Consider the following 11,909-nt stretch of genomic DNA (forward strand, 5'->3'; position numbering starts at 1 on the left):
AGCCGCAGGTGCCGAGGGCGCCGCGGCCTGTTCTGAGGAGTATGCATGGCTGTCTACAACTACGACGTGGTGGTGCTGGGTTCCGGCCCTGCGGGAGAAGGCGCGGCAATGAACGCCGCCAAAGCAGGGCGCAAGGTGGCGATGGTCGATAGCCGTCGCCAGGTCGGCGGCAACTGCACCCACCTGGGCACCATCCCGTCCAAGGCACTGCGTCACTCGGTCCGGCAGATCATGCAGTTCAACACCAACCCGATGTTCCGGGCCATTGGTGAGCCGCGCTGGTTCTCGTTCCCGGACGTGTTGAAAAGCGCTGAAAAAGTCATCTCCAAACAAGTCGCTTCGCGCACCGGCTACTACGCCCGTAACCGCGTCGACGTGTTCTTCGGCACCGGCAGCTTCGCTGACGAGCAAACCATTGAAGTGGTCTGCGCCAATGGCGTGGTCGAAAAACTGGTGGCCAAGCACATCATCATCGCCACCGGCTCGCGCCCTTATCGTCCGGCGGACATCGATTTCCACCACCCGCGTATCTACGATAGCGACACCATCCTCAGCCTCGGCCACACCCCGCGCAAACTCATCGTTTACGGCGCTGGCGTGATTGGTTGTGAGTACGCTTCGATCTTCAGTGGTCTGGGTGTATTGGTTGAGCTGGTGGACAACCGCGGTCAGTTGCTGAGCTTCCTCGACTCGGAAATTTCCCAGGCCCTGAGCTATCACTTCAGCAACAACAACATCACGGTTCGCCACAACGAAGACTACGACCGCGTCGAAGGCGTGGACAACGGCGTGATCCTGCACCTCAAGTCCGGCAAGAAGATCAAGGCCGACGCCTTGCTCTGGTGTAACGGCCGTACCGGTAACACCGATCAACTGGGTCTGGAAAACGTCGGCGTGAAGGTCAACAGCCGTGGCCAGATCGAAGTCGACGAGGCCTACCGTACCTGCAAGCCGAACATCTACGGTGCCGGTGACGTGATTGGTTGGCCGAGCCTGGCCAGCGCTGCTCACGACCAGGGTCGTTCGGCCGCTGGCAGCATCGTTGACAACAATAGCTGGCGCTTCGTCAACGACGTGCCGACTGGCATCTACACCATTCCGGAGATCAGCTCGATCGGCAAGAACGAGCAGGAGCTGACTCAGGCCAAAGTGCCGTACGAAGTGGGCAAGGCGTTCTTCAAGGGCATGGCGCGTGCACAGATCGCCGGCGAGCCTCAGGGCATGCTGAAGATTCTGTTCCACCGCGAAACCCTGGAAGTGCTGGGCGTTCACTGCTTCGGTTATCAGGCGTCGGAGATCGTTCACATTGGTCAGGCGATCATGAACCAGCCGGGCGAAATGAACACGCTGAAGTACTTCGTCAACACGACGTTCAACTACCCGACCATGGCCGAAGCCTATCGGGTAGCGGCGTACGATGGCCTCAACCGGCTTTTTTGAGCGGCTCCGGCCGGTGGCCTGAGCCGGCCGGGGAGACCGATTTCAGCAATTCTCGAGCGTGGCGCTGGCCAAACCGGGAAAGTCTGTAATCAGGCTGTCAACGCCGAAGTCGGCGAGTCTGCGCATTAGCGCGGGCTCGTTGACCGTCCATACCGACACATGCAGCCCCTGACGCTGCGCCTTCTGCAGGCGTTCCGGCGTACACAGGGTCCAGTTCAGCGCCAGAATCTCACAGCCATAGCTTTGCGCGACCTTCAACGGGTCGAGCCAGGCGTACTCGGCCACCAATCCGCGGGACACGTCCGGCACGAAGTCCAGCGCGGCTTTCAACACTTCGCGTGAACTCGACGTAATCGTGATCTTGTCCCGCACACCGAAACGCTGAGCCATTTCGCGAATTGCCAGCACCGTAGTCGCGGCGCGGGTGCGCGAAGCGCTTTTGACTTCCAGCTGCCAGTGCTCGAAATCGCATTTCTCGAACAGTTCTTCCAGTGTTGGAATCGGGCACGGTTTGATCCAGCCCGGTCCGCCAGTGCGCGCATCGTAGGTCACCAACTCGGCTGCCGTGTGCTCGACGACTTTGCCGCGACGGTCGGTGGTGCGTTTGAGCGTCGGGTCATGGATGACCATCAACTCGCCGTCCATGGACAGGTGCAGGTCCAGTTCGCAGCGGCGCACGCCGTGCTTGAGGCATTGCTGAAAGCTGGTCAGCGTATTTTCCGGTGCTTCGCCCTTGGCGCCGCGATGGCCGTAGATGAGAGTCACGGTTCTTCCTTAAATTAAATGCCTGATTCGTTTTGTTCGCGGGCCAGACGTCGTTCCTGGGCCTGCTTCTGCAAAATGTAGCGGGCCAGCAATTGGCGCTGGGCATCGGTCGGGTATTCGAACTCGGTGCCGACGTCATAGCCGTCGCCTTTGCGATCGCAATGGGTGACGCGAGCCCGCAACAAGAGTCCGAGTGCTTGCGGCATCAGTACCAGTTTGACCGACAGGTGCGCGTCCTCGGCAATGGGCGTCGGATGCTGAAATTCGATCCCGCCTTCGGAAATGATCACCGGCTGCGGCTCGCCGATCTGCCCGAGCACGGTGATTGCGATCACCTGGCTGAGTAAATCGATGCGTTTATTCTGGGATTTCAGGAACGCAGCGAGGTTCCGGTCGCGCTCACTGATCTGGCGCAGCAGGTGCTGTGACTCGAATTCGCTCAGGTGCAGTTCGCTGAGCAAGTTGAACAGAGGGGAAGCATCCTGCAACACTTCCTGGCCTGCGGCTTCGGGAGCGGACAGGGGCCGAATTTCCAGTGCGATCGTGTCCTCGATACGGTAGTATTCGCGGCGATCTTCTTCATCTAATGTCGACATGGCGAACCCATGGTAGCGGCGGTGGTCTGAGTGTAAAGCTGGTTATCGACCCCCGCCACAAGGACGTTCCTTTTCCCTCCGAACAAGCCCCGACATGTTCAGACCTCTCTTCGTATTTATTGGCACGCGTTATACCCGTGCAAAGCGTCGCAATCATTTTGTGTCATTCATTTCCCTGACCTCGATGATCGGACTCGCCCTTGGCGTGGTCGTGATGATCGTGGTGCTGTCGGTCATGAACGGCTTCGATCATGAGATGCGCACCCGCGTGCTGGGCATGGTGCCCCACGCGACCATCGAGTCCGGTGATCCAATCAGTGACTGGAAAAGCCTGGCCGCCAAGGTCAAGCAGAACCCGCAGGTGACGGCCGTGGCGCCGTTTACCCAGATGCAGGGGTTGCTGACCAACAACGGCAAGGTCTCCAAAGTCCTGCTCAATGCCATCGACCCTGCGCTGGAACGGCAGGTCTCGATCATTGATAACTTCATGCAGCAGGGCAAACTCGACGACCTGGCGCCGGGCAGTTTCGGCATCGTCATCGGTGACAAGGCCGCGGCCAAGTTGGGTGCGGCGATCGGCGACAAGCTGACGTTTGTGGCGCCGGAAGTCACCGTGACCCCGGCCGGGATGTTCCCGCGCATGAAACGCTTTACCGTGGTCGGCATCTTCCATGTCGGCGCCGGTGAGCTGGACGGCTATCTGGGCATCACCAATCTGCAGGATCTGGCCAAGCTGCATCGCTGGAAGCCGGATCAGGTCCAGGGCATCCGCCTGAAGTTCGACGACCTGTTCCAGGCGCCACGCGTCGCGTGGACCATCGCCCAGCAACTCGGCGAAGACCATTTCTATGCCCGCGACTGGACGCGCACCCACGGCAATCTGTATCAGGCGATCCGCATGGAAAAAGCCATGATCGGTTTGCTGTTGCTGCTGATCGTTGCCGTTGCCGCGTTCAATATCATTTCCACGCTGGTGATGGTGGTGAACGACAAGAAGGGCGACATCGCGATTCTGCGCACCCTTGGCGCCACGCCGGGTTCGATCATGGCGATCTTCATGGTGCAGGGCACCGTCATTGGTGTGGTCGGTACGCTGATCGGCGCCGTGGTCGGGATCTTCGCCGCGTTGAACGTCAGCGCCGCGATCTCGGCCCTCGAAGGGCTGATCGGGCACAAATTCCTGAATGCCGACGTGTACTTTATCGATTACCTGCCGTCGCAAGTGCAGAGCCAGGATGTGTTGATGGTCTGCGCCGCCGCGTTGGTCCTGAGTTTCCTCGCCACCCTGTATCCAGCCTGGCGTGCCGCGCGCACCCAGCCTGCGGAGGCGCTACGTTATGAGTGAGTTGGGCATGAGTGATAAAGCAATCTTGAGCTGCCGCAACCTGGGCAAATCCTACGAGGAAGGCCCGGAGTCGGTAGAGGTTCTGGCCGGTCTGCAACTGGAGCTGCATCCGGGCGAGCGCGTGGCGATTGTCGGTACCTCGGGCTCGGGCAAAAGTACCTTGCTCAACCTGCTGGGCGGCCTCGATACACCGACCAAGGGCAGCGTCTGGCTGGCCGGTGAAGAGCTCTCGGCGCTGAACGAAAAGGCTCGCGGTTTGCTGCGCAATCGATCGCTGGGTTTCGTTTACCAGTTCCACCACTTGCTGCCTGAGTTCACCGCGCTGGAAAACGTCTGCATGCCGCTGCTGATCGGCAAGACGGCCATCCCGCAAGCGCGTCAGCGTGCGACGGCATTGCTGGAGCGGGTAGGGCTGGGTCATCGCCTGGAACACAAACCGGCCGAGTTGTCCGGTGGCGAACGTCAGCGTGTAGCCATCGCCCGCGCCCTGGTGAACAAGCCAGGCCTGGTGATGCTCGACGAGCCGACTGGCAACCTCGACTCCCACACCGCCCAGGGCATTCAGGATTTGATGCTGGAACTCAGCACCTCGATGCGCACGGCGTTCCTGGTGGTGACTCACGACATGAACCTGGCCCGCCAGATGGATCGCGTCCTGCATCTGCAGGAAGGTTACCTGACGCCCATCTGATTGGCCGAAACCCGACGTACTGAACAGTGCGTCGGGTCTTTTATTTTTATACGGTGCCCAGCGAATGTTCAGACCGTTATCGATCTTTATCGGCGCGCGCTATACCCGCGCCAAGCGCCGCAATCGCTTTGTTTCCTTCATCTCGATGACCTCGATGATCGGCCTCGCCCTGGGCGTGCTGGCGATGATCGTGGTGCTGTCGGTGATGAACGGCTTCCAGCGTGAAATGAGCTCGCGCATCCTCGGCATGGTGCCTCACGCGACTATCGTCGGCGTCAATCCGATCGACGATTGGCAGCCCGTCGCTGCTGCCGCCATGAAGAATCCTGAAGTGACGGCCGCCGTGCCGTTCACTGAGATGGAAGGCATGCTGTCCTACAAGGGGACGATGCAGCCGATTCAGGTCAGTGGCGTCGATCCGGCGCTCGAAGGCAAGGTGTCGATCGTTGCCCAGCACATTGTTCAGGGCCGTCTCGATGCCTTGAAGCCGGGTGAGTTTGGTGTGGTGATCGGCGAGATCACGGCACGCCGCTTCCGCTTGAACGTTGGCGACAAGATCACCCTGATCGTGCCTGAAGTCAGCACTGCACCGGGCGGCATCACCCCGCGCATGCAGCGGTTGAACGTGGTCGGCGTGTTCAAGGTTGGCGCCGAGCTGGACGGCTCCATGGCGCTGATCCACGTGGCCGATGCCGCGCAGATGCAGCACTGGGCTCCGAATCAGGTACAGAGCGTGCGCCTGGCGGTAAAGGATTTGTACGCTGCGCCGAAGGTTTCCAGCGATATTGCTGGCGGGCTGGGCACCGCTTACAAGGCTGATGACTGGACTCACACACAGGGCAGTCTGTTCAGTGCGATGAAGATGGAAAAAACCATGATCGGTTTGCTGTTGCTGATGATCGTCGCGGTGGCGGCGTTCAACATCATCGCAACCCTGATCATGGTGGTGAACGACAAGGGCGCGGACATCGCGATCCTGCGGACCATTGGCGCTTCGCCGCGGCAGATCATGGCGATCTTCATGGTGCAGGGCACCGTGATCGGGGTTGTCGGTACGTTGATTGGTGGCGTGCTTGGCGTGATTGCGGCGCTGAACGTCAGTGAACTGGTGGGCTGGATGGAGCGGGTCAGCGGGCAGCACATCTTCAGTTCAGACGTGTACTTCGTCAGTAACTTGCCGTCCGAACTGCAGGGGGCGGATGTGGTGTTGATCTGCTCCGCCGGGTTCATACTGAGCTTCCTCGCCACCGTTTACCCGGCATGGCGTGCGGCGAAAGTCGAGCCGGCTACCGCGTTGCGGTATTCGTAAGCCGTTACACCGCTTTCGTCGGAACGCCGCCCGGAGCAAGCCCGCTCCCACACTTGACCGAGTTGACTCAGATCTAATGTGGGAGCGGGCTTGCTCGCGAAGGGGCCAGACCTGCTGGCCTCATTCTCCCTTTGGCAACTCAATCACAAACCGCGTCCACCCGTTATCCGATTCGCAACGAATCTGGCCGCCATGGGCGCGGATGATTGACTGAGTGATCGCCAATCCCAGTCCTGCATGTTCACTACTGCCTTCCTGACGCGCCGGATCAGCCCGGTAGAAGCGATCAAATAAACGCGGCAGCAACGCCCCGTCAATTCCGTCGCCGCTGTTCTCCACCGTCAAGCTCAACCCCTTAGGCTGATCAACAATCCGCACCCGAACCTCGCCTTCGATTGGCGTAAACCGCAACGCATTGTCCAGCAAATTGGAAAGCGCCCGACGCAACATGCTGCGATCGCCCTCCATGCGCGCACTGCCTTCACGACTCAACCTGACCTGAGCGTCCTCCGCCAACGGGGCAAAAAACTCCAGCAACAGATCCGCTTCTTCCGCCAGTTCCAGCGGTTCGCGCTTGGGCATCAACAACCCGTGGTCAGCCTTGGCCAGGTACAACATGTCGTTGACCAGTTGCGCCATCCATTGCAGTTCTTCGAGATTGCTGTGCAGTGCTTCGCGATAATCCTCAATGGGGCGTGGGCGGGTGAGGGTGACCTGGGTGTGGGTCAGCAGGTTCGACAATGGCGTGCGCAATTCATGGGCGATGTCGGCGGAGAAGGCCGAGAGCCGCTGAAAAGAGTCGTCGAGGCGTCCGAGCATGGCGTTGAAGTTGTGGGCCATTTCCGCGAGTTCTGGCGGCATGTTTTCTTCGGGCAGGCGAGCATTGAGCGACTGCGCTGAAACGCCGCTGGCAACCGTACTCATGCGCCGTAACGGACGCAACCCACTGCGCGCGGCCCAGGCGCCGAGCAGGGCGGTGGCCAGCGCCGACAAACCGACTGTCAGCCAGATCAGGTGCTGCATGCGTTGCAGAAAGTGCTGGTGATGGGTGATGTCCAGCAGCAAGGTCAACTGCGGCGAGTCAGGTTTGTCGAGGTACAACGGAGCGTTGAGGACGCGGTAGTCGGTACCTTCGCTGCTCACCGTGGACAAACCCGGTTGGGTCGGCAATGCCTGGGGCAGGTTCGTTGAACTGTCATACCAGCGCTTGCCGTCGCTGCCAGTGATCCGCAGCGACAGATCAGCCTGTCGGCTCAATTCATCGGCCAGTTTGACGTCGCTTTCACTCGACTGAATGTCATGAAGTGCCCTACGCAACCCAATCAATTTGCCGTCCAGCAATTGCTGATCGAGTTCAACGAAATGCGCTTCACTGGCTTGGCTGAACAACACCCCGGCAAACAGCGACACCACGGCGGTGCACGCCGCAAACAGCAGCGCCAGGCGACTGCTTAACGAAAGTCGACGCATCAGGCGGGGCGCTCTTCAAGGACGTAACCCATGCCGCGCACGGTGTGAATCAACTTGTTCGGAAACTCATCGTCGATCTTCAGGCGCAAACGACGGATCGCCACTTCGATGACATTGGTGTCGCTGTCGAAATTCATGTCCCAGACCTGGGAAGCGATCAACGACTTGGGCAGGACTTCGCCTTGCCTGCGCAGGAGCATTTCCAGCAGGGCGAATTCCTTGGCCGTCAGGTCGATGCGCTGACCGCTGCGTTCGACCCGGCGGCGGATCAGGTCCAGACGCAAGTCCGCCAGTTGCAGGCTGGTTTCTTGAGGTGTAGCGCTACCGCGACGCAACAGGCTGCGGACCCGGGCCAGCAGTTCGGAGAAGGCGAACGGTTTGACCAGGTAGTCGTCGGCACCCAGTTCGAGGCCGTGGACCCTGTCCTCCACCGCGTCGCGCGCTGTCAGAAACAGTACCGGCGTGTCGAGGCCGGCACTGCGCACCGCTTGCAGAATCTCCCAGCCATCGCGACCGGGCAGCATCACATCAAGGATCAACAGCGAGTAATCGCCGGACAACGCTAGTTGCTGGCCGGTGCTGCCGTCCGCCACCAGTTCAGTATTGAAACCGGCTTCGGTCAGGCCTTGGCGCAAGTAGTGGCCGGTTTTCGGTTGGTCTTCGACGATCAGCAGTTTCATGGGCGACTCGAGGTAAATGGAGCGAACGCTTTATACCGTGGGTGGCGTTAATACAGGTCAACCTGACAAAGTTGTAATCTGGCTGTCAGGTTGCGGGCAGTCGCAGCAGTTTAGAGTTTTCCACAGGCTGAACCTTATCTTGTTGGAGTACGACTATGTTTTTGCGCAAATCACTGGTGCGCGTTGCGTGTTTGCTGGCGTTGAGCTCGCCGGCGTGGGCTTCCCCGGCGCATACCTACGACTTCGGCCAGCCGGCCCCGGCGGCCAAGGCGACTCGCAGCGTTGAAGTCGTCATGGGCGACATGTCGTTCACGCCCAAGGCGATTGATATCAAGGCCGGTGAGACGGTTCGTTTTGTGTTGGTGAATAAAGGCCAGTTGTTGCACGAATTCAACCTCGGTGACGCGGCGATGCACGCCAAACATCAGCAGGAAATGATGAAGATGCAGCAGAGCGGCATGCTGATGCCTACAGGCATGAAGGAAATGGACCACGGCGCCATGGCCGGTATGGAGCATGGAATGAAACACGACGACCCCAATAGCGTGCTCGTCGAGCCGGGCAAAACCGCCGAGCTGACCTGGACCTTCACCAAGGCTACCAATCTGGAATTTGCCTGCAACATCCCCGGTCATTACCAGGCCGGCATGGTCGGCAAGATGACTGTCAGTCAGTAAGCACTCAAAGGCGGGAGCAAAGGCTGGTAGAATCCGCTGATTCTTCAGTCAGGTTTCCGACATGCATCCCGCAGCCGAACACTCGCCGCTGGGCAAATCCAGCGAATACATCGCCACCTACACGCCGTCCTTGCTGTTCCCGATCCCGCGCACCGCGAAATGGGCCGAGCTGGGCCTGACGGCTGAAACCCTGCCGTACAAGGGCGTGGATTTCTGGAATTGCTTCGAACTGTCGTGGCTGTTGCCGTCCGGCAAGCCAGTGGTGGCGATTGGCGAGTTCAGTATCCCGGCGGATTCGCCGAATATCATCGAATCGAAGTCGTTCAAGCTGTACCTCAACTCCCTGAACCAGACACCGTTTGCCGACACCGCGAGCCTCGAAGCGACGTTGGCGAAAGACCTGTCGGCCGCTGCCGGTAAACCGGTCGGCGTGCGGATTCGTAGCCTGAGGGACGTCGAGGCTGAAGGCGTCGTGGCGTTGCCGGGTGTGTGCATTGATGATCTGGACATCAGCGTCAGCAACTATGAACACCCGCGTCCGGAACTGCTGCGTTGCGATGAATCGCGCATTGTGGAAGAGAGCGTGCACAGTCATTTGCTCAAATCCAACTGCCCGGTCACCAGTCAGCCGGACTGGGGCAGCGTGGCGGTGGAATACCGTGGCGCGGCGCTGGATCACGCGAGTTTGCTGGAATACATCGTGAGCTTCCGTCAGCACTCCGACTTCCACGAACAGTGCGTGGAGCGGATCTTTCTCGACCTGCAACGGTTGTTGAAACCGGAGAAATTGACGGTGTATGCGCGGTATGTGCGGCGCGGTGGGTTGGACATCAACCCGTATCGCAGCACTGAAACCGTTCAACTGCCAAACCACCGTCTGGTCCGCCAATAAAGAACCACTGTGGGAGCGAGCCTGCTCGCGATGAGTCCAGCACATTCAACATTGATGTTGACTGACACTCAGCCATCGCGAGCAGGCTCGCTCCTACAATGGATTGCATTTCAGGTCGCAGAAACAAAAAAGCCCCGCTATCACTAGCGGGGCTTTTGCGTATTCGGGGTTCAGATCCCCATATTCGCCAGGGCTTGCACGATGTTGCGCAAGGTGCCGGCAAGGGTCGGGTGTTCGATTTCGAAGCGTTCAACGGCCAGGTTCACATTGTCGGCGAGGCTGGAGTCCTGGGTTTTGGTTTCGAGCTCCAGTTCCAGTTCGATCTGTTGCATCAGCGCGTGCAGGTCTTCGCGCTCGGCTTCGGTCAGCGGTGGATTCTGTTCCAATTGCTCGCGCAGAGTATTGAGTTGTTGTTGCAGTTCGCGGGCAGGCATGGCGTTCTTCCTTTTATCGATAGGCACTGGCATAGACCGCAGCAGCATGCCAAAAGTCTATGGCTTGACCTTTAGATTAATCCACTCGCGCGTAACCTGCATGATCTCGATCAGGGCTTTTCGCCCTTGAGCCGGCGCAGGCTGATGTCGGCCAGGCAGGTGTCGAGTTCACCGAGGTGATCGATCACCGAATGCACACCCAGACTGAACAGTTGCACCGTTGCCTTGCCGCGTTTGAATTCCCGTTCCTGCTGAGTCAGCGCCTGCCATTCGTTGGGCGCCAGGCCGCAGAGTGAGCCACAGGACGCCAACCCGATCGTCCACAATCCGGCATTGAGCCCCGCTTGCAGCAATCGTGGTTCGCCGCTGACCAGCACGCAACCCTCCAGTCGTTCAACATTCAACGTCATCAAGGCTTGCCAGCAGGCGTGCGGCGCCGGCCATGGATTGTTTGTTTCGAGGTGTTGCGAGGATTTGATCCATGAAGGCAATGCAACGGCCAGGGAATGGCTGAGGGCAGGGGGGAGTTCATCAAGCCAGGCACAGGGAATCTGCTGATTTTGCAAGCTGCGCAGGCTATCCAGCGCGCCGGGCGTAGCCTCAGCGTGTATGGCAGAGGGGATGCCCTGTGCGCGTGTGCGGGCACCGAAATCCACCAGGCAACCACTGAGGCCGAACAGGACGGCGGTCAGGCTGGGCGCAATGTGGGGCAAGGTTTCGGCATGCGGCATATCAACGTCCCTGAAATAGCCTCAAGGCTAGGGCGCGACAGTGACAGTTGAGTGACACTGATGTGAATCGCTCACAATCATGCCTTGCGCGGTGCTGCCTAAAGCGGCTTTTCCGTCTTATACTAGCCCGCTTAACGCTTGGGCCAAGGGCCCGTGCCAGTACAATCCAAGGAGTTTTTCTATGCGCTGGAGCAATCATCTAGCTCAGTTTTGTGTGTTTACCAGCGTATTGCTGGTTCCGTTCGTTGCCCAGGCAGCCTCGGAAGACGACCCTTGGGAAAGCATCAACCGCCCGATCTACAAGTTCAACGATGTACTCGACACCTATGCGCTGAAGCCTTTGGCCCAGGGCTATCAGTTCGTGACGCCGCAGTTCCTTGAAGACGGCATCCACAACATGTTCCGCAACGTCGGTGAAGTCACCAACCTTGCCAACGATATCTTGCAGGCCAAGCCGGCCGCCGCTGGCGTCGACACCGCACGCTTGATCTTCAACACCACCTTCGGCCTGCTGGGCTTCTTCGATGTGGGCACCAAGATGGGCCTGCAACGCAATGACGAAGACTTCGGTCAGACGCTCGGTTACTGGGGCGTAGGCAGCGGCCCGTACGTGATGCTGCCGCTTCTGGGCCCAAGCACCTTGCGTGATGCGCCGTCCAAGTATGTCGACGGCTACACCGGCCCGTACCCGTACATCAACGACGTGCCCGTGCGTAACTCGATCTTCGGCCTGAACATTGTCGACACCCGCGCCAATCTGCTGTCGAGTGAGAAGCTGATCACCGGCGACAAGTACACCTTCATCCGCAATGCGTACCTGCAGAACCGCGAATTCAAAGTCAAAGACGGCCAGGTCGAAGACGATTTTTGATCTAGACC

General features: G+C 59.4%; 13 protein-coding genes. 7 read left to right on the top strand and 6 right to left on the bottom strand.

What is annotated here, in order from left to right:
* Positions 1–45 precede the first annotated feature (45 nt).
* Positions 46–1,440, top strand: coding sequence for a Si-specific NAD(P)(+) transhydrogenase (gene sthA, locus ACSQ87_RS10405; protein ID WP_046047831.1), 1,395 nt, complete (start codon positions 46–48; stop codon positions 1,438–1,440).
* Between the two features lie 42 nt (positions 1,441–1,482).
* On the opposite strand, the gene ACSQ87_RS10410 is transcribed toward sthA, so the two are convergent.
* Both ACSQ87_RS10410 and ACSQ87_RS10415 read right to left on the bottom strand, forming a co-directional pair.
* Positions 1,483–2,205, bottom strand: coding sequence for a glycerophosphodiester phosphodiesterase (locus ACSQ87_RS10410; RefSeq protein WP_223431977.1), 723 nt, complete (start codon positions 2,203–2,205; stop codon positions 1,483–1,485).
* A 14-nt stretch (positions 2,206–2,219) separates the two neighbouring features.
* The gene (locus tag ACSQ87_RS10415) at positions 2,220–2,801 is read right to left on the bottom strand and encodes a PilZ domain-containing protein (RefSeq protein ID WP_223431976.1); all 582 of its coding nucleotides are present in this window, start codon (positions 2,799–2,801) and stop codon (positions 2,220–2,222) included.
* A 94-nt stretch (positions 2,802–2,895) separates the two neighbouring features.
* Between ACSQ87_RS10415 and ACSQ87_RS10420 the strand changes: the two genes are divergently transcribed.
* The 3 genes from ACSQ87_RS10420 to ACSQ87_RS10430 all read left to right on the top strand — a co-directional run bounded on the left by ACSQ87_RS10420 (position 2,896) and on the right by ACSQ87_RS10430 (position 6,146).
* A complete protein-coding gene (locus tag ACSQ87_RS10420) occupies positions 2,896–4,146 on the top strand; it encodes a lipoprotein-releasing ABC transporter permease subunit (protein WP_223431975.1) in 1,251 nt (416 codons plus the stop codon).
* 7 nt (positions 4,147–4,153) lie between these two features.
* Positions 4,154–4,837 carry a lipoprotein-releasing ABC transporter ATP-binding protein LolD gene (lolD, locus tag ACSQ87_RS10425; protein ID WP_223431974.1) on the top strand — a complete coding sequence of 228 codons (684 nt, stop codon included), beginning with the start codon at positions 4,154–4,156 and terminating at the stop codon, positions 4,835–4,837.
* A gap of 64 nt (positions 4,838–4,901) precedes the next feature.
* Positions 4,902–6,146: a lipoprotein-releasing ABC transporter permease subunit gene (locus ACSQ87_RS10430; protein WP_223431973.1), complete on the top strand. Its 1,245-nt coding sequence runs from the start codon at positions 4,902–4,904 to the stop codon at positions 6,144–6,146.
* 120 nt (positions 6,147–6,266) lie between these two features.
* Here the strand turns inward: ACSQ87_RS10430 and ACSQ87_RS10435 are convergent, their stop codons facing one another.
* Positions 6,267–7,616, bottom strand: a complete 1,350-nt coding sequence (locus ACSQ87_RS10435) for a heavy metal sensor histidine kinase (RefSeq protein WP_223431972.1) — start codon at positions 7,614–7,616, stop codon at positions 6,267–6,269.
* A complete protein-coding gene (locus ACSQ87_RS10440) occupies positions 7,616–8,296 on the bottom strand; it encodes a heavy metal response regulator transcription factor (RefSeq protein WP_223431971.1) in 681 nt (226 codons plus the stop codon). Before ACSQ87_RS10440 ends, ACSQ87_RS10435 begins: the two co-directional genes overlap by 1 nt.
* A gap of 155 nt (positions 8,297–8,451) precedes the next feature.
* Here ACSQ87_RS10440 and copI point away from each other — a divergent pair, with 155 nt between their 5' ends.
* Together copI and queF are read left to right on the top strand one after the other, a co-directional pair.
* A complete protein-coding gene (copI, locus tag ACSQ87_RS10445; RefSeq protein ID WP_223431970.1) occupies positions 8,452–8,973 on the top strand; it encodes a copper-resistant cuproprotein CopI in 522 nt (173 codons plus the stop codon).
* Positions 8,974–9,034: 61 nt separating this feature from the next.
* Positions 9,035–9,865, top strand: a complete 831-nt coding sequence (queF, locus tag ACSQ87_RS10450) for an NADPH-dependent 7-cyano-7-deazaguanine reductase QueF (RefSeq protein ID WP_223431969.1) — start codon at positions 9,035–9,037, stop codon at positions 9,863–9,865.
* Between the two features lie 170 nt (positions 9,866–10,035).
* Here queF and ACSQ87_RS10455 read toward each other — a convergent pair whose 3' ends face one another.
* Complete coding sequence (locus ACSQ87_RS10455; protein ID WP_008151367.1) at positions 10,036–10,299, bottom strand: DUF4404 family protein; 264 nt, start codon at positions 10,297–10,299, stop codon at positions 10,036–10,038.
* Positions 10,300–10,409: 110 nt separating this feature from the next.
* The gene (locus tag ACSQ87_RS10460) at positions 10,410–11,030 is read right to left on the bottom strand and encodes an HAD family phosphatase (RefSeq protein ID WP_223431968.1); all 621 of its coding nucleotides are present in this window, start codon (positions 11,028–11,030) and stop codon (positions 10,410–10,412) included.
* A 181-nt stretch (positions 11,031–11,211) separates the two neighbouring features.
* On the opposite strand from ACSQ87_RS10460, the gene ACSQ87_RS10465 reads away from it, so the two are divergent.
* Positions 11,212–11,901, top strand: coding sequence for an MlaA family lipoprotein (locus ACSQ87_RS10465; protein WP_223431967.1), 690 nt, complete (start codon positions 11,212–11,214; stop codon positions 11,899–11,901).
* Positions 11,902–11,909: the final 8 nt, after the last annotated feature.

Origin of the sequence: Pseudomonas sp. LjRoot277 (assembly GCF_964253845.1) — a bacterium.
Lineage (GTDB): Bacteria > Pseudomonadota > Gammaproteobacteria > Pseudomonadales > Pseudomonadaceae > Aquipseudomonas.

What these genes read in the sequence shown, in the direction of transcription:
- ACSQ87_RS10415 (WP_223431976.1), bottom strand. Translation starts at nt 2,801, where the DNA reads ATGTCGACATTAGATGAAGAAGATCGCCGCGAATACTACCGTATCGAG.
- ACSQ87_RS10440 (WP_223431971.1), bottom strand. Translation starts at nt 8,296, where the DNA reads ATGAAACTGCTGATCGTCGAAGACCAACCGAAAACCGGCCACTACTTG.
- sthA (WP_046047831.1), top strand. Translation starts at nt 46, where the DNA reads ATGGCTGTCTACAACTACGACGTGGTGGTGCTGGGTTCCGGCCCTGCG.
- lolD (WP_223431974.1), top strand. Translation starts at nt 4,154, where the DNA reads ATGAGTGATAAAGCAATCTTGAGCTGCCGCAACCTGGGCAAATCCTAC.
- ACSQ87_RS10420 (WP_223431975.1), top strand. Translation starts at nt 2,896, where the DNA reads ATGTTCAGACCTCTCTTCGTATTTATTGGCACGCGTTATACCCGTGCA.
- copI (WP_223431970.1), top strand. Translation starts at nt 8,452, where the DNA reads ATGTTTTTGCGCAAATCACTGGTGCGCGTTGCGTGTTTGCTGGCGTTG.
- ACSQ87_RS10430 (WP_223431973.1), top strand. Translation starts at nt 4,902, where the DNA reads ATGTTCAGACCGTTATCGATCTTTATCGGCGCGCGCTATACCCGCGCC.
- ACSQ87_RS10455 (WP_008151367.1), bottom strand. Translation starts at nt 10,299, where the DNA reads ATGCCTGCCCGCGAACTGCAACAACAACTCAATACTCTGCGCGAGCAA.
- ACSQ87_RS10465 (WP_223431967.1), top strand. Translation starts at nt 11,212, where the DNA reads ATGCGCTGGAGCAATCATCTAGCTCAGTTTTGTGTGTTTACCAGCGTA.
- queF (WP_223431969.1), top strand. Translation starts at nt 9,035, where the DNA reads ATGCATCCCGCAGCCGAACACTCGCCGCTGGGCAAATCCAGCGAATAC.
- ACSQ87_RS10460 (WP_223431968.1), bottom strand. Translation starts at nt 11,030, where the DNA reads ATGCCGCATGCCGAAACCTTGCCCCACATTGCGCCCAGCCTGACCGCC.
- ACSQ87_RS10435 (WP_223431972.1), bottom strand. Translation starts at nt 7,616, where the DNA reads ATGCGTCGACTTTCGTTAAGCAGTCGCCTGGCGCTGCTGTTTGCGGCG.